The organism is Bradyrhizobium sp. 139, assembly GCF_023074175.1.
In the GTDB taxonomy this organism is placed as follows: Bacteria; Pseudomonadota; Alphaproteobacteria; order Rhizobiales; family Xanthobacteraceae; genus Bradyrhizobium.
Map to the genome: position 1 here is coordinate 19,446 of NZ_JADPKS010000128.1, position 16,983 is coordinate 36,428.

14 protein-coding genes are annotated in these 16,983 nt (G+C 64.3%); 10 read left to right on the plus strand and 4 right to left on the minus strand.

What is annotated here, in order from left to right; translation table 11 throughout:
• The first annotated feature begins 149 nt into the window (after nucleotides 1-149).
• Together IVA80_RS29150 and IVA80_RS29155 are read left to right on the plus strand one after the other, a co-directional pair.
• The gene (locus tag IVA80_RS29150) at nucleotides 150-926 is read left to right on the plus strand and encodes a DUF1223 domain-containing protein (RefSeq protein ID WP_247438056.1); all 777 of its coding nucleotides are present in this window, start codon (nucleotides 150-152) and stop codon (nucleotides 924-926) included.
• 539 nt (nucleotides 927-1,465) lie between these two features.
• Nucleotides 1,466-1,837: a DUF2794 domain-containing protein gene (locus tag IVA80_RS29155; RefSeq protein ID WP_247438057.1), complete on the plus strand. Its 372-nt coding sequence runs from the start codon at nucleotides 1,466-1,468 to the stop codon at nucleotides 1,835-1,837.
• Between the two features lie 92 nt (nucleotides 1,838-1,929).
• Here the strand turns inward: IVA80_RS29155 and IVA80_RS29160 are convergent, their stop codons facing one another.
• From IVA80_RS29160 to IVA80_RS29175, 4 genes are all read right to left on the minus strand, one after another.
• Nucleotides 1,930-2,538: a GNAT family N-acetyltransferase gene (locus tag IVA80_RS29160; RefSeq protein WP_256467543.1), complete on the minus strand. Its 609-nt coding sequence runs from the start codon at nucleotides 2,536-2,538 to the stop codon at nucleotides 1,930-1,932.
• A gap of 125 nt (nucleotides 2,539-2,663) precedes the next feature.
• Nucleotides 2,664-3,455: a Bax inhibitor-1/YccA family protein gene (locus IVA80_RS29165; RefSeq protein ID WP_247438059.1), complete on the minus strand. Its 792-nt coding sequence runs from the start codon at nucleotides 3,453-3,455 to the stop codon at nucleotides 2,664-2,666.
• Between the two features lie 271 nt (nucleotides 3,456-3,726).
• Nucleotides 3,727-6,297, minus strand: a complete 2,571-nt coding sequence (locus tag IVA80_RS29170; RefSeq protein WP_247438060.1) for an FtsX-like permease family protein — start codon at nucleotides 6,295-6,297, stop codon at nucleotides 3,727-3,729.
• Entirely contained in the window at nucleotides 6,294-7,016 is a 723-nt protein-coding gene (locus IVA80_RS29175) for an ABC transporter ATP-binding protein (protein ID WP_247438061.1), read from the minus strand. Before IVA80_RS29175 ends, IVA80_RS29170 begins: the two co-directional genes overlap by 4 nt.
• A gap of 55 nt (nucleotides 7,017-7,071) precedes the next feature.
• On the opposite strand from IVA80_RS29175, the gene IVA80_RS29180 reads away from it, so the two are divergent.
• The 8 genes from IVA80_RS29180 (at nucleotide 7,072) to IVA80_RS29215 (ending at nucleotide 16,979) form a co-directional block, all read left to right on the plus strand.
• Nucleotides 7,072-7,707 carry an arylesterase gene (locus tag IVA80_RS29180; RefSeq protein ID WP_247438062.1) on the plus strand — a complete coding sequence of 212 codons (636 nt, stop codon included), beginning with the start codon at nucleotides 7,072-7,074 and terminating at the stop codon, nucleotides 7,705-7,707.
• Nucleotides 7,708-7,881: 174 nt separating this feature from the next.
• Nucleotides 7,882-8,418, plus strand: coding sequence for an RNA 2',3'-cyclic phosphodiesterase (gene thpR, locus IVA80_RS29185; protein WP_247438063.1), 537 nt, complete (start codon nucleotides 7,882-7,884; stop codon nucleotides 8,416-8,418).
• A 222-nt stretch (nucleotides 8,419-8,640) separates the two neighbouring features.
• Nucleotides 8,641-9,825, plus strand: a complete 1,185-nt coding sequence (zapE, locus tag IVA80_RS29190; protein ID WP_247438064.1) for a cell division protein ZapE — start codon at nucleotides 8,641-8,643, stop codon at nucleotides 9,823-9,825.
• Nucleotides 9,826-10,085: 260 nt separating this feature from the next.
• Nucleotides 10,086-11,054, plus strand: a complete 969-nt coding sequence (gene mdh, locus IVA80_RS29195; protein WP_247438066.1) for a malate dehydrogenase — start codon at nucleotides 10,086-10,088, stop codon at nucleotides 11,052-11,054.
• Between the two features lie 221 nt (nucleotides 11,055-11,275).
• The gene (gene sucC / locus IVA80_RS29200) at nucleotides 11,276-12,472 is read left to right on the plus strand and encodes an ADP-forming succinate--CoA ligase subunit beta (protein ID WP_247438068.1); all 1,197 of its coding nucleotides are present in this window, start codon (nucleotides 11,276-11,278) and stop codon (nucleotides 12,470-12,472) included.
• Nucleotides 12,473-12,476: 4 nt separating this feature from the next.
• Nucleotides 12,477-12,956: a DUF1579 domain-containing protein gene (locus IVA80_RS29205; protein ID WP_247438069.1), complete on the plus strand. Its 480-nt coding sequence runs from the start codon at nucleotides 12,477-12,479 to the stop codon at nucleotides 12,954-12,956.
• Between the two features lie 34 nt (nucleotides 12,957-12,990).
• Complete coding sequence (gene sucD / locus IVA80_RS29210; protein WP_247438071.1) at nucleotides 12,991-13,875, plus strand: succinate--CoA ligase subunit alpha; 885 nt, start codon at nucleotides 12,991-12,993, stop codon at nucleotides 13,873-13,875.
• Between the two features lie 134 nt (nucleotides 13,876-14,009).
• On the plus strand, nucleotides 14,010-16,979 hold the full coding sequence (locus tag IVA80_RS29215) for a 2-oxoglutarate dehydrogenase E1 component (protein WP_247438073.1): 2,970 nt from the start codon (nucleotides 14,010-14,012) through the stop codon (nucleotides 16,977-16,979).
• Nucleotides 16,980-16,983: the final 4 nt, after the last annotated feature.

The window sequence follows — 16,983 nt, forward strand, 5'->3', positions numbered from 1 at the left end:
GTTTGCGGCAGCTTCAGACGGGCCCGCCCGGCGAAATACCTCGCTCTGGACGGTTGCTTGGACCTTTGAATGTGCTGCGCCCGTAAGACTACGGTGACCATCCAGCGGTAAGATTTCGTTCTCACAAGCAATGGTGTGCGGCGCTCGACATGACAGCAATGACGGCTTCTCATCTGGTTTCGCGTTGGTCCGGTCCCTTCTGGTCGGGAGCGCTTGGTCTCTGTGCGATCGTCGCCGTGATCCGTCCTGCCGAGGCTGATCCTCGCGCCGTGGTCGAGCTCTTCACCTCGCAAGGCTGTTCGTCCTGCCCGCCTGCCGACAAGATCATCGGCGATCTCTCCAGCGATCCCTCGATCATCGCGCTGAGCATGCCGATCGATTATTGGGATTATCTCGGCTGGAAGGACACGTTGGCGGACTCGCGCTTCTCTGCACGGCAGCGTGCCTATTCGCGCATGCGCGGCGATCGCGAGGTCTATACGCCGCAAGTCGTGGTCAACGGCTCCACGCATGTCATCGGCAGCGATCGGGCCGGCATCGAGAGCGCAATCGGCAAGACCGAAAAGGGCTCCGCCGTGATGAGCGTGCCCGTGTCTATGTCGCTCTCGGGCAAGCAGATCAACGTCTCGGTGGCGGCGAGCAAGGAGTCTGCGGCCTCGCACGGCGAGGTCTGGATCTGCTCGGTCGCGAAGTCGGTGCCGATCGCAATCAGCCGCGGCGAAAATCGCGGGCAGCAGGTCACCTATCACAACGTCGTGCGCAATCTGCTCAAGGTCGGCGACTGGAACGGACGTGCCGAAAGCTGGACGGTGCCGGTTGAGAACCTCACGCGCGACGGCGTCGACGGCGCGGTGGTCTATGTGCAGGATGGCAGCCGCGAGAAGCCGGGGCCGATGCTCGGCGCGGCGTACACGTCGCTGCACTGAAGCGCGCGCAGATCGTCTTCCGAAATCCGTACCTTGTCATTCCGCGGCGCGCCTCTTGGCGCGAACCCGGAATCCACTTTTCATCTTGGAAAATCGGATTTGATGGAGTCCGGGCTCGCGCTTTCGCGCGCCCCGGAATGCAACGGGCAGAAACATCCCGATACAAACAAAAAAGGACCAACTCGCGTTGGCCCTCCTTGTTGTGCATACAGACCCGATCCTGACGACCCCGGGGGGCTGGGGGCTGAGGAATCCGGAACCGAAAGGACCGGGTCAACGCACACAAGTCTTTTCGCAATGCAGGGCGGCAGGCGCTTGGCGGAAAAGCGGCGACACTATGATTATTTCTAACGATCCCGTGACGGTTTGCCACGAGTTCCATCGTTGGGTGTGGGCCGATTTGCAGCCGGTTCGATGGATTGGGGTGAGGAGCCTCTTGCGATGGGGAACGGTTGGCGCAATCATGCAACTGTCATGATCCGCGGTTCCGGGGACGGTCTTCGCGGGCGCGATCATGCTGACGCGACAGGAGCCGCTCCATGGGTGTGATGTCGGAGGATGCCGATCCCAGCGGGCAGCGCGCAGTGGCGTACCCCGCCGCTGCGAACGCCCAACCGAACCGGGTGACGTTCAATCGGCTCGAGCTGCATCGCATCCTCAATCTCTACGGCCGCATGGTCGCCGACGGCGAGTGGCGCGACTATGCCATCGACTTCCTGAAGGACCGCGCCGTGTTCTCGATCTTTCGCCGCGCCTCGGAGGTGCCGATCTATCGGATCGAGAAGGATCCGCGCCTCGCGCGCAAGCAGGGCATGTACAGCGTGATCTCGGCGACCGGCCTGATCCTGCGCCGCGGCCACGAGCTCGAACGCGTGCTGCTGGTGATCGATCGCAAGCTGGCGGTGGTGTAGCCTCGCGAATGGCGCCGTAGGGTAGGCAAAGGCGCAACGCGCCGTGCCCACCACCTTTCCGAGATCGCCGCAGCATGGTGGGCACGCTGCGCTTATTTTGGCACCGTGCTCGCGCCCTCGCCGAGGTCGCGCTGCATCATCACCGTGTCGAGCCAGCGGCCGAATTTCAGCCCGACGCTCGGATGCGTGCCGATCATCTTGAAGCCGCCGCGCTTGTGCACGCCGATCGAACCGGCATTGGCGGAATCGCCGATGACTGCGATCATCTGCCGGAAGCCGCGTGCCTCGCATTCGATGATCAGCCGCTCCAGCAGCAATAAGCCGATGCCGCGGCGATGGAAGCCTGGGTCGAGATAGATCGAGTTCTCGACCGTGAAGCGATAGGCCGGCCGCGGCCGGTAGGCGCCGGCATAGGCATAGCCGGCGACGCGCCCGTCGAGCATGGCGACGAAATAGGGATAGCCGCCGTCGATCAGCGCGCGATAGCGGCGCGTCATCTCGGCCAGATCCGGCGGTTCCAGCTCGAACGTCGCGGTGCCCTCGCGGACGGCCTGCTGATAGATGGCGGTGATGGCGGGAAGGTCGGCCTCGGTCGCGGGCCTGATTTCGGGTGCGGACATGGCGACGAGATTAGAGCGTTCCCGCCGCGCCTGGAAGAGGCGAACGGCGTCTCCACATCGCGAAGCAATCCAGAAATGCATCTGCGGAGGGACTCTGGATTGCTTTATCGCAGGGGCTCCTCGCAATGACGCGGGGAGGCAGAGGGCCCAAACAAAAACCCCGGCCTTGCGGCCGGGGTTCGTGTCCGTTCTCTCAGGTCTGGCGCTTAGTCGCGCTGGCCGAGGAGCTGCAGGAGCAGCGTGAACAGGTTGATAAAGTTCAGGTACAGCGACAGCGCGCCGGTGATGGCCGCACGCTCTGCGATGTCACCGCCGGCCGAGGCGTAGCCGTAGATGTAGTCGTTCTTCAGCCGCTGCGTATCCCAGGCGGTAAGGCCCGCGAACACCAGCACGCCGACCACGGAGACGACGAACTGGAGCACCGAGCTCGCCAGGAACAGGTTGACCAAGCTCGCGATGACGATGCCGATCAGGCCCATGAACAGGAACGAGCCCATTCCGGTCATGTCACGTTTGGTGGTGTAGCCGTAGAGGCTGAGCGCACCGAACGTGGCCGCCGTGATGAAGAACACCCGCACGATCGAGGTGTGCGTGAACACCAGGAAGATCGAGGACAGCGAGATGCCCATCAGCGCCGCGAACACCCAGAACAGGATCTGCGCTGTCGAGGGGGCCAGACGGTTGATGCCCGCCGAGATCACGAACACCATCGCGAGCGGCGCGAGCATGAACAGCCACTTCAGGGGGCTGACGAACATCGCGTAGCCGAACGGCGTCAGGAACAGCTTGCCGACCTGGACGGCTTCCGGGGTCGGAACGTCCGTCACGGCGGCCATGTAGACGCCGAGCGCGGCGAGGCCGGTGATGGCCAGGCCGATGCTCATGTAGTTGTAAATGCGCAGCATGTAGGCGCGCAGGCCGGCGTCGACCGTCGCGGCGTCAACACGCCCGGCGGCCCTGCCGAAAGGAGAAGCGTAGTTACGGTCTAGGTCCGACATGGTCGAATTCCCGTTGGTTAGCCCGGTCCGGCATGAGGGTCGCCATGCCGCCGGTTCGTCAAATTCTATCTCGGATACCGGTGTGTGCCGACATTAAATTTGGCTCACAATCGGGGCTCCGAACCCATTCGATATGTGGGAAACTAACACATTCGCTGCAACGGTCCACGCGCGGCTGAATGTCGCCCTCGCTCACAATCCTGACGAGCGGACGTGGTTAATCGACGGAATCGTGCGATTTTGCTCCCGCAAGGCCACCCGCTACATTTTGTCACAAATTCCGCAACACCGTGGCGGGCTTTTTGTTCAACGCCAGCAGCGTCCCGGCGAGCCCGAGTCCGACCGTGACGACCAGGGCAGCCGCGACCACGCCGGCCGCGCTGCCGGCCTGCCAGACGAAAGTGAGCGTCATCACTCGGGTCACGATCATCCAGGCCGCGACGCTGCCGGCGATCACGCCGAACACCGCGGTGGCAAGTCCGATCAGGAGGTATTCGAGGGCATAGGCGCCGAGCAGCCTCAGCCGGGTCGCGCCGAGGGTCTTGAGGATGACCGCATCGTAGACCCGGTGGCGGTGGCCGGCGGCAAGCGCGCCGCCCAGCACCAGGATTGCCGAGATCAGGGTCACCGCGCTGGCGCCGCGGATCGCGAGCGCCAGATTGGTCACGACCGAGCCGACCGTCTCCATCACCTCGCGCACCCGCACGCTCGTCACCATCGGGTAGGCGTCGGCGACCTCTTTGATGATCTTGCCGTCGCCGGCAGCATTGCCGCCGGCCTCAGTGAGTGTCGCGATATGGGTGTGCGGCGCGCCCTTAAAGGCGTTGGGCGAGAACACGAGGACGAAATTGATGCCGAGGCCCTGCCAGTCGATGGTGCGCAGATTGCCGATCTTGGCCGGGATGTCGCGGCCGAGCACGTTGACCACCACCTCGTCGCTGAGCTTCAGGCCGAGCCCCTCGGCGATCTTCTTCTCCATCGAGACCAGCGGCGGGCCGGAATAGTCGGCGCTCCACCACTCGCCCTCGACCACCTTGGAGCCCTTTGGCAGCTCACCGGTATAGGTCAGGCCGCGGTCGCTTTGCAGCACCCATTCCGAATCAGTGCTGGGCTTGAGGTCCTCGGCACGCACCCCGCGCGCGGCAACGATGCGCCCGCGCAGCATCGGAACGTCCTCGACCTTTGCGCCCGGCGCGATCCGGCGCAGATAGCGGTCGAACTGCTCGGCCTGCGTGCTCGGGATGTCGATGAAGAAAAACGACGGCGCGTGATCAGGGAGGGCCGCAAGGAACTGCCGGCGCAGATTGCCGTCGATCTGGGTGATGGTGACGAGCACCGCGAGCCCGAGCCCCAGCGACAGCACGACCGAGGGCGTCAGCGCGCCCGGCCGGTGGATGTTGGCGATCGCAAGGCGCAGCATCGGCAGCCGCGTGCGCGGCAGCCGGCGCGCGATCGTCATCAGCAGGACGGCGACGCCGCGGAGAAGCACGAACACGACGACGGAGGAGAGCACGAACACCGCGGCGATGCGCTTGTCGAACGATAACCCGATCACGACGGCGACAAGCAGGGCGACAACAACGCCCATCAAGGCGAGATAGCGCCAGCGCGGCCGGTGCCATTCGTTGCTGATGGTGTCGCGGAACAGGGCCGCCACCGGCACGTCATGCACTCGCCCGAGCGGCCACAGGCCGAAGGCCAGTGCGGTCAAGAGGCCATAGACGAAGGACAGTGCGAGCTCGCCGGCATGCACGGCCGGCACCACCGGCAGCGGCAGCAGTTTGCCGAACAGGCCGACGATGGCGAAAGGCATGGCGGCGCCGAGCGCAAGGCCGATCACCGAGCCGATTCCCGCCAGCAGAAGGACCTGCGCCAGGTAGATGCCGAAGACGTCGCGGCCGGTGGCGCCAACGGCCTTGAAGGCCGCGATGACCTCGAGCCGACGGTCGATATGGCTCTTGACGGCATTGGCAACGCCGACGCCGCCGACCAGCAGCGCGGCGAGGCCGACCAGCGTCAGGAATTGCGTGAAGCGGTTGATGTTGCGCTCGAGCTGCGGCGAGGCATTGGAGCGGCTGCGGACCTCCCAGCCGGCCTGCGGTGCGGCGTTGCGCGCGTCCGCGATGAAGGCGTCGGTGGCGCGCTCGCTGTTGCCGGTATCAGGCAGCTTCACCCGGTAGACCCAGCGCACCAGGCTGCCGGGCTGGATCAGGCCGGTGGCGCGCAGGCCCGCCTCGCTGATCAGGAAGCGCGGCCCGAAACCGATGCCGCCGGCGAGCTTGTCGGGCTCGGCATCGACGGTGCTACGGATCTGGAACGTTGCGCTCCCGATGGTGACGCGATCACCGGTCTTGAGCGAGAGCCGCGCCAGCAGCGTCGGATCGGCGGCCGCACCATACGCGCCGTCGCGCATCGCCAGCAGATCGGACTTCGGCAGCGGCGGCGCCAGCGTCAGCTGGCCCAGCATCGGATAGGTGTCGTCGACCGCCTTCATCTCGACCAGCGCCAACTGGCCGTCGGCCGAGCGCGCCATGCCGCGCAGGGTCGCGGCGGTCGAGACGGTGCCGCGCGAGCGCAGGAAGGCAACCTCCTCGGGCTTCGCCTCGCGCTGGAACAGCACGAAGGAGACGTCGCCGCCGAGCAGCGTGCGGCCTTCGCGGGCAAGACCGTCCCTCAGGCTCGCCGAGACCGAGCCGACGCCGGCAATGGCCATCACGCCGAGCGCGATGCAGGCGATGAAGACGTAGAAGCCGCGCAGGCCTCCGCGCATTTCGCGGAGTGCGTAGCGCAGTGATAGCGCGACGCCGTTGGGCCTCGCGAACGGTTCAGCCGCAACGCTCATGCCGGCGCAGACTGGGTGTCGATGCGCCCGGAGCGCAGCCGGATCACGCGATCGCAGCGATGCGCGAGCGAGGAATCGTGCGTGACCAGCACCAGCGTCATGCCGCGCTCGGCATGCTTGCCGAACAGCAGGTCCACGATCTGTTTTCCCGTCGTCTCGTCGAGATTGCCGGTCGGCTCGTCCGCGACGAGGATGGCGGGATCGGGCGCCAGCGCGCGCGCCAGCGCGACGCGCTGCTGCTCGCCGCCGGACAGCTGCGCCGGATAGTGATGCAGGCGATCGCCGAGCCCGACCGATTGCAGCTCCTGCGCCGCGCGTTTTGCGGCGTCCGGGTTGCCGGCGAGCTCGAGCGGCACGGCGACGTTCTCGATCGCCGTCATGGTCGGGATCAGGTGAAAGGACTGGAAGACGATGCCGACATGGCGGCCGCGGAAGCGGGCCAGCGCATCCTCGTCGAGGGCATTGAAAGGCGTGCCGTTCACCACCACCTCTCCGCTGTCAGGACGCTCCAACCCCGCCATCACCATCAGCAGCGTGGATTTGCCCGAGCCTGACGGGCCGATCAGACCAATGGCCTCGCCCGAGGCGACCCGCAGGCTGATATCCTTGAGGATGTGAACGCGTGCCGCGCCCGTACCCAATGACAGATTGACGTTGGAGATGGCGATGGTGTCCGGCGCGGCGCCGGCGAGCGAAGAGGATTCGATGCGAGTGTCCATGGTCCGGTCATATGGCAACTCCGCAGGCGCGGTCGAGAGGCGTTACGGATTGTTCATGCACATAGCCGTGTTGATGTTCGCTTTGATGACGGTCGTCAAACCGGCATGGGCTGAAGCGACAAAACCGGCCAAGCTTGTCGTTCTCGGCGATTCCCTGAGCGCCGGCCTCGGCCTCCCGGGCCAGGAAGCATTCCCCACAAAGCTTCAAAAAGCCTTGCAGGCCAAAGGTATAGCGGTAGACATGACCAATGCTGGCGTGTCCGGCGACACCGCTTCGGGCGGCCGTGACCGGCTCGACTGGTCGGTCCCGGACGGAACCGACGGTGTGATCATCGAGCTCGGTGCCAACGACGCGCTGCGCGGCATCGATCCCGACCTGACGCGCACCGCGCTGAGCGACATCGTCGCGCGGCTCAAGGCCCGCAAGATCGCGGTGATGCTGTGCGGCATGCTGGCGCCGCCGAACTACGGCGCCGATTACGCGGCGCGCTTCAATTCGATTTATCCGGATCTGTCGAAAAAATTCGACGTGCCGCTCTATCCGTTCTTCCTCGACGGTGTTGCAGCGGATGCCAAGCTCAACCAGGCCGACGGCATTCATCCGACTGCGGCCGGTGTCGACATCATCGTCGGCAACATCATGCCTACAGTGGAGGCATTTCTTGGCACCATAGCTGAGCAACGGCGTTGAAAATCAGGCAGCGCTAACACTATCTGTGAGTGTTATCCCGGACGTTCACGGGTCGCGCTTCGCAGAGTCACACAACTGCGATAGGAATCAGGTTACCGGTGATTCGTCGCCGGCTCTAAAATTTGGATATGGTCCCTCGCAGGGATCATGCCCAAGCATCGGGAGTGCGAAACGATGCCGCGTTTGTTCACTGGTCTGGAAATCCCGGCCGAGGTCGGCCAGACGCTTTCCAACTTGAGGGGCGGCCTTCCCGGCGCCCGCTGGATCGATCCCGAAAATTATCACGTCACGCTACGCTTCATTGGCGACATCGATGGCATCTCCGCCAACGAGATCGCCTCGATGCTGTTTCGCGTGAACCGCAAACCTTTCGAGGTGAAGGTGCAGGGGCTCACGAGTTTTGGCGGCCGCAAGCCTCGGGCCGTGGTCGCGACGATCGCACCGAGCAAGCCGCTGATCGAATTGCAGGCCGAGCTCGAACGGATGATGCAGCGGATCGGGCTCGACCCTGAGGGACGCAAGTTCATCCCGCATGTCACGCTGGCCCGTCTGCACGACGCCTCCGACCGCGACGTCGCCGACTATCTCTCGCTGCGCGGCTACTTCCCGAGCAAGGCCTTCGTGGCCGAACGTTTCGTGCTGTTCTCGTCGCGTGCGTCCACCGGCGGCGGCCCGTATGTGGTCGAGGACGCCTACGAGTTGTGTCCGTGATTTCTTACCTCGCCCCGCTTGCGGGGAGAGGTCGAAATTCGAGCGCAGCTTGAATTTCGGGTGAGGGGGACTCTCAGCGAGTCCAACTGCCACCGTGATCGCGGAGACGGCCCCTCACCCCACCCTCTCCCCGTAAGAACGGGGAGAGGGAGAAAAAAACCGCATACCCCCAGCACCAATTCTCGGCTTGCAATTTGCGCCCGTCTCTGGCGGTAAAGAGCGATGCTCTCGACTCCCAGTTCCCCATTCCGCGAGGCGTATCAGGCCGAGATCGCGTCCGGCGCGATCGAGCCCGATGCTGCGCAGGCCGAAATCGCCGAAGCCTATGCGGCACTCGACCACCGGCTCGCCAATTACAAGCCGTCGCGCAAGCAGGGCCTGCTCAGCCGCCTGTTCAGCAGCGACAAGGACGAGGCGCCGCGCGGGCTCTACATCCATGGCGAAGTCGGCCGCGGCAAGACCATGCTGATGGATCTGTTCTTCCAGCACAGTACCGTCGAGCACAAGCGTCGTGCGCATTTCCACGAATTCATGGCCGAGGTGCATGAGCGCATCTATGGCTATCGCCAGAACATCGCGCGCGGCGAGATCGCCGATGGCGACGTCATCGCGCTGACTGCGAACGCGATCTTCGAGGAGAGCTGGCTGCTCTGCTTCGACGAATTCCACGTCACCGACATTGCGGACGCGATGATCCTCGGCCGCCTGTTCGCCAAATTGTTCGAGCTCGGCACCGTGGTGGTCGCGACCTCCAACGTCGCGCCCGACGACCTCTACAAGGGCGGCTTGAACCGTTCGCTGTTCCTGCCCTTCATCAAGCAGATCACCGACCACATGGACGTGCTGCGGCTCGATGCGCGCACCGATTTCCGTCTGGAAAAGCTCCAGGGCGTGCCGATGTGGCTGACGCCGGCGGACAGCGACGCGGATGCCGCGCTCGACCGCGCCTGGTCGAAGATGACCGGCGGCGCCAAATGCAAGTCGCGCGATATTTCGATCAAGGGCCGCATCCTGCACGTGCCGTGCTCGGCTCATGGCGTGGCGCGGTTTGCGTTCGCCGATCTCTGCGAGAAGCCGCTCGGCGCATCCGACTACCTCAGGCTGGCGCACGACTATCACACCATCCTGGTCGACCATATTCCAGTGATGGACTTCTCCCAGCGGAACGCCGCCAAGCGTTTCATCACGCTGATCGATACGCTCTATGACAATGCCGTGAAGCTGATGGCTTCGGCCGATGCCAACCCGATCTCGCTCTACCTCGCCAACGAGGGCAACGAGGCCAACGAGTTCAAGCGGACGGCGTCGCGCCTGATCGAAATGAGTTCGGAATCCTATCTGGCGCTGCCTCACGGCCGCAAGGATTCCACCGCCAGCGGCTCCACCAAGGGCCTGGTGGAGACTTAAGTCCTATTTTATCCGCTCTCGCCGGCGTCATTCCGGGGCGCGCGAGGCGCGAGCCCGGAATCCATCGTGCCACCAACTCTGCAGTCCGATGGATTCCGGGCCTGCGCCTGTCGGCGCATCCCGGAATGACGGACGGGGTGTGCTGGCTGCGATCCCGGCAAGCCCGACAATTGGGCATCCGGCGACTTGAACGGGGGAGGCGAAAGGGATAACCACCCACTCAGTTTTCCCCTCCTTACGTGTCTAAAGGACAGGTTCACATGGCGCGCGACAAGATTGCTTTGATTGGCTCCGGTCAGATCGGCGGAACGTTGGCTCATCTCATCGGCCTGAAAGAACTGGGCGACGTGGTGATGTTCGACATCGCCGAGGGCGTGCCGCAGGGCAAGGCGCTCGACATCGCGCAGTCTTCGCCGGTCGACGGTTTTGACGCACACTACACCGGCGCCAATTCCTACGAGGCGCTCGACAACGCCAAGGTCTGCATCGTCACCGCCGGCGTGCCGCGCAAGCCCGGCATGAGCCGCGACGACCTCCTCTCCATCAACCTCAAGGTCATGGAGCAGGTCGGCGCCGGCATCAAGAAATACGCCCCGGACGCTTTCGTCATCTGCATCACCAACCCGCTCGACGCGATGGTTTGGGCGCTGCAGAAGGCCTCGGGCCTGCCGCACAAGAAGGTCGTCGGCATGGCCGGCGTGCTGGATTCGTCGCGCTTCCGCTACTTCCTGGCCGACGAGTTCAACGTCTCCGTCGAAGACGTCACCGCCTTCGTGCTCGGCGGCCATGGCGACACCATGGTGCCGCTGGTGAAGTACTCCACCGTCGCCGGCATTCCGCTGCCCGATCTCGTCAAGATGGGCTGGACCTCGCAGGCGCGCCTCGACGAGATCGTCGACCGCACCCGCAATGGCGGCGCCGAGATCGTCAACCTGCTCAAGACCGGCTCGGCCTTCTACGCCCCGGCCGCCTCCGCGATCGCGATGGCCGAGAGCTATCTGCGCGACAAGAAGCGCGTGCTGCCCTCAGCCGCGTACCTGAACGGCGAATACGGCGTGAAGGACATGTATGTCGGCGTGCCCGTCGTAATCGGCGCCAAGGGCGTCGAGCGCGTCGTCGAGATCGAGCTCGCGGGCAAGGACCGCGAGGCGTTCGACAAGTCGGTCGGCGCGGTGCAGGGCCTGGTCGACGCCTGCAGGAAGATCGCGCCCGACCTGCTCGGTCGCTAAGCGCAAAAATCCCCGCCGAAGCCCGAAACCGGTCTTCGGCGGTTTCACTTCCGGAGCCCGGCTGCAACTCTTGTTGAAGGCTTGGCGGGCGTCCGGTTCGGCCGTCCAGAGATCTCGATGTCAAAGAATCCGGGTTGCAGTCCCTGTGGTATATGGTATGCCAGCCACAAGACTGAGGTGGGCCTGAGAGGTCACCGCCCGCGGGTTCAGGGAGCGACCATATGAATATCCATGAATATCAGGCCAAAGCGCTGCTGAACGAGTTCGGCGTCGCGATCTCCAAGGGCGTCCCCGTCCTGAAGCCGACGGACGCGGAAGCCGCCGCCAAGGCGCTGCCGGGGCCAGTCTGGGTGGTGAAGAGCCAGATCCATGCCGGCGGCCGCGGCAAGGGCAAGTTCAAGGAAGCCTCCGCCGGTGACAAGGGCGGCGTCCGCATCGCCAAGTCGGCCGCCGAGGTCTCCGAGTTCGCCAAGCAAATGCTCGGGGCCACGCTCGTGACGATCCAGACCGGCCCTGCCGGCAAGCAGGTCAACCGCCTCTACATCGAGGACGGCTCCGACATCGACAAGGAGTTCTATCTCTCGATCCTCGTCGACCGCGAGACCTCGCGCGTCTCGTTCGTGGTGTCGACCGAAGGCGGCGTCAACATCGAGGACGTCGCGCACAACAGCCCTGAGAAGATCGTCACCTTCTCGGTCGATCCCGCCACCGGCATCATGGGCCATCACGGCCGCACCGTCGCCAACGCGCTGAAGTTGTCCGGCGATCTTGCCAAGCAGGCCGAGAAGCTCACCGCGCAGCTCTACGCCGCCTTCGTCGCCAAGGACATGTCGATGCTGGAGATCAACCCGCTGGTCGTGACCAAGCAGGGCCAGCTCCGCGTGCTCGACGCCAAGGTCTCGTTCGACGACAACGCGCTGTTCCGGCATCCCGAAGTGCTCGCGCTACGCGACGAGACCGAGGAAGACGCCAAGGAAATCGAGGCGTCGAAACACGACCTCAACTACGTCACCCTCGACGGCAATATCGGCTGCATGGTCAACGGCGCCGGTCTCGCCATGGCGACGATGGACATCATCAAGCTCTACGGCATGGCGCCGGCGAACTTCCTCGACGTCGGCGGCAGCGCCAGCAAGGAGAAGGTCGCGGCGGCCTTCAAGATCATCACCGCGGATCCCAACGTGAAGGGGATCCTGGTCAACATCTTCGGTGGCATCATGAAGTGCGACGTGATCGCCGAGGGCGTCACGGCCGCCGTGCGCGAGGTCGGCCTCAGCGTGCCGCTGGTGGTCCGCCTCGAAGGCACCAATGTCGAATTGGGCAAGAAGATCATCCGTGAGTCCGGCCTGAACGTGGTGCCGGCGGACAATCTCGATGACGCCGCGCAGAAGATCGTGAAGGCCGTCAAGGGAGGCTGAGGCCATGACCCAGGACCATCTCGCCGCATCATCTCCTCTTGCAGAGCATGCGCGTCTCGCCGCGTTCGCCGGCGAATGGAATGGCGAAGAGGTGGTCTTCCCGTCGCGCTGGATGGAGGGCGGGCCCGCCACCTCTCATGTCGTGGCCCACATGGATCTCAACGGCTTCTATCTGATCCAGGACTCGGTCCAGACGCGCGACGGCAAGCAGAGCTTCGCCACCCACGGTATCTTCACCTTCGACCGCGACGACCGGACCTACAAATTGTTCTGGTACGATTCGCTCGGCTACACGCCGCCCTCGCCCGCCTCCGGCGCGTGGGTCGGCAAGACCCTGACGCTGGTGCGCGGCTCGCTCCGCGGCAATGCGCGCCACGTCTACGAAATCATAGACGACGATTCCTACTCGTTGAAGATCCAGTTCTCGCCGGACGCGGAAGGCTGGGCTGACGTGCTCACCGGCGTCTACCGCCGCATCCACTGACCTCTCACTCGTTAGTTTCGCGAAAGCAGACCTCATGTCCATCCTGATCGACAAGAACACCAAGGTCATCTGCCAGGGCTTTACCGGCAAGAACGGCACCTTCCACTCGGAGGCCGCGATTGCCTACGGCACCAAGATGGTCGGCGGCACCTCGCCGGGCAAAGGCGGCGCGACCCATCTGGGCCTGCCGGTGTTCGACACCGTGCGCGAGGCGCGTGAGAAGACTGGCGCCGATGCCTCGGTGATCTACGTGCCGCCGCCGGGCGCGGCCGATGCGATCTGCGAAGCCATCGACGCCGAGATCCCGCTGATCGTCTGCATCACGGAAGGTATCCCGGTCATCGACATGGTGCGGGTGAAGCGCTCGCTGGCCGGCTCCAAGTCGCGCCTGATCGGGCCGAACTGCCCGGGCGTCATGACCGCCGGCGAGTGCAAGATCGGCATCATGCCGGCCAACATCTTCAAGACCGGCAGCGTCGGCATCGTCTCCCGCTCGGGGACGCTGACCTATGAAGCCGTGTTCCAGACCTCACAGGAAGGCCTTGGCCAGACCACCGCAGTCGGCATCGGCGGTGACCCGGTCAAGGGAACCGAGTTCATCGATGTCCTTGAGATGCTGCTCGGCGACCCCGAGACCGAATCGATTATCATGATCGGCGAGATCGGCGGTTCCGCCGAGGAAGACGCCGCCCAGTTCCTCAAGGACGAGGCCAAGCGCGGCCGCAAGAAGCCGATGGTCGGCTTCATTGCCGGCGTGACCGCGCCTCCCGGCCGCCGCATGGGCCACGCCGGCGCGATCATCTCGGGCGGCAAGGGCGACGCAGGTTCCAAGACCGACGCGATGAAATCGGCTGGAATTACAGTATCGCCGTCTCCCGCCCGCCTTGGGCACACGCTTGCCGAAAAGTTGAAAGGCTAATTCACTCCTTCGTACTTTTCCGGGCGAAGTTTCGCAGCAAATAGGATAAATGGTGCCTGCGCTGGGCCTCTGCCGGGGAGCCCAACGCCAGCGCCGTTTGTTATGCGCGAACCGAAATCGCCAGGAACTCAAGTATGTCTCGCCAAGACGCGAACGCAGCCTTTGCCCTCTCCTCCTTTTTGCAGGGCACCAACGCCACCTACATCGACGAAATCTACGCCCGCTACGAGAAGGACCCGTCCTCGGTCGACGCCGAATGGCAGGAGTTCTTCAAGAGCCTGAACGACCAGCCCGGCGATATCAGCAAGAACGCCGAAGGCCCCTCCTGGGCGCGCGCCAACTGGCCGCTGACCCCGCAGGACGACCTGACCTCCGCCCTCGATGGCAATTGGGCGGAAGTCGAGAAGACGGTCGGTGCCAAGATCGCTGCCAAGGCGCAGGCCAAGGGCGGCGATAAGGGCGGCGGCCACTCCTCCGCCGACCTGCTCCAGGCCACGCGCGATTCCGTCCGCGCGCTGATGCTGATCCGCTCTTACCGCATGCGTGGCCACTTCCACGCCAAGCTCGATCCGCTCGGCATCGAAGCGCCGCGCAACCGCGAAGAGCTCGACCCGCGCACCTACGGCTTCAGCGAAGCCGATTTTGACCGCAAAATCTTCCTCGATCACGTGCTCGGCCTCGAATACGGCAGCTTGCGCGAGATCACCGCCATCTGTGAGCGCACCTACTGCCAGACGCTCGGCGTCGAGTTCATGCATATCACCAATGCGGCGCAGAAGGCGTGGATCCAGGAGCGCATCGAGGGACCGGACAAGGAAATCTCGTTCACCCGCGAAGGCCGTCGCGCGATCCTGATGAAGCTGGTCGAAGCCGAAGGTTTCGAGAAATTCTGCGACACCAAGTTCACCGGCACCAAGCGCTTCGGCCTGGACGGCGCCGAATCACTGATCCCCGCGCTCGAGCAGATCATCAAGCGCGGTGGCAATCTCGGCGTGAAGGAGGTCGTGCTGGGCATGCCGCATCGCGGCCGCCTCAACGTGCTGACCCAGGTGATGGGCAAGGCCCACCGCGCGCTGTTTCACGAGTTCAAGGGCGGCTCGGCCAACCCGGACGCGGTCGAAGGCTCCGGCGACGTCAAGTATCACCTTGGTGCGTCCTCGGATCGCGAGTTCGACGGCAACCGCATCCATCTGTCGCTGACCGCAAATCCGTCGCACCTCGAGATTGTCGATCCCGTCGTGCTCGGCAAGGTCCGCGCCAAGCAGGACCAGCACGGCGATCCTCCGGATATGCGCATCTCGGTGCTGCCGCTCTTGATGCACGGCGACGCCGCGTTCGCCGGCCAGGGCGTGGTCGCGGAATGCTTCGGCCTGTCGGACCTGAAGGGCTACCGCACCGGCGGCTCCGTGCACTTCATCGTCAACAACCAGATCGGCTTCACCACCTATCCGCGCTACTCGCGTTCCTCGCCTTACCCGTCTGACGTGGCGAAGATGATCGACGCGCCGATCTTCCACGTCAACGGCGACGATCCGGAAGCCGTGGTGTTCGCGGCCAAGGTCGCGACCGAGTTCCGGCAGAAATTCCACAAGCCGGTCGTCATCGACATGTTCTGCTACCGCAGACATGGCCATAACGAGGGCGACGAGCCGGCTTTCACCCAGCCGGTGATGTACAAGAAGATCGCGGCCCATCCGTCGACGCTCGAGCTCTACTCCCGCCGCCTCATCAGCGAAGGCGTGCTGACCGAGGGTGAGGTCGAGAAGGCCAAGGCGGACTGGCGCGCGCGGCTCGATGCCGAGCTCGAAGCCGGCTCCGGCTACAAGCCCAACAAGGCTGACTGGCTCGACGGCAAATGGGCCGGCTTCAAGATCGCCGATCAGGAAGAAGATGCGCGGCGCGGCGTCACCGGCGTCGACATCGCCGAACTGAAGGACATCGGTCGCAAGATCACCAAGGTGCCGGATGGTTTCCGCGTCCACCGCACCATCCAGCGCTTCCTCGAAAACCGCGCCAAGGCGCTCGACACCGGCGTCGGCATCGATTGGGCGACCGGCGAGGCACTGGCGTTCTGCACGCTGCTCAACGAGAATCACCATGTCCGCCTGTCCGGACAGGATTCCGAACGCGGCACCTTCTCGCAGCGCCACTCGGTCCTGATCGACCAGGAAGACGAGAGCCGCTACACGCCGTTCAATCATCTCGGCCACGAGCAGGGCCATTACGAGGTCATCAACTCGCTGCTGTCGGAAGAAGCCGTGCTCGGCTTCGAATACGGTTATTCGCTCGCCGAGCCGAACACGTTGACCCTGTGGGAAGCGCAGTTCGGCGACTTCGCCAACGGCGCGCAGGTCGTGTTCGACCAGTTCATCTCCTCGGGTGAGCGCAAATGGCTGCGCATGTCCGGCCTCGTCTGCCTCCTCCCGCACGGCTATGAAGGCCAGGGACCGGAGCACTCCTCGGCACGTCTGGAGCGTTATCTCCAGATGTGCGCGGAAGACAACATGCAGGTCGTCTATCCGACCACGCCGGCGAATTACTTCCACGTGCTGCGTCGCCAGCTCCATCGCGAGATCCGCAAGCCGCTGATTGTGATGACGCCGAAGTCGCTGCTGCGTCACAAGCGGGCGGTGTCGGCTCTCGAGGAGCTTGCGAAGGGCACGACCTTCCACCGCATCCTCTATGATGACGCCCAGATGTTGCCGGGCGAGGCGGTCAAGCTCGTTCCTGACGAGAAGATCCGCCGGATCGTGCTCTGCTCCGGCAAGGTCTATTACGACCTTTACGAGGAGCGCGAGAAGCGCGGCATCGACGACATCTACCTGATGCGCGTCGAGCAGCTCTATCCGGTGCCGCTGAAGGCCTTGGTTGCCGAGCTGTCGCGTTTCAAGAAGGCCGAGATGATCTGGTGCCAGGAAGAGCCCCGTAACATGGGTGCCTGGCACTTCATCGAGCCCTATCTGGAATGGGTGCTCAACCAGGTGAACGGTGTGAGCCGGCGTCCGCGTTATGTCGGCCGCGCCGCTTCCGCCGCGACGGCCACTGGTCTGATGTCGAAGCATCAGGCGCAGCTGAAGGCGTTCCTGGACGAAGCACTGAGCTGAGAAG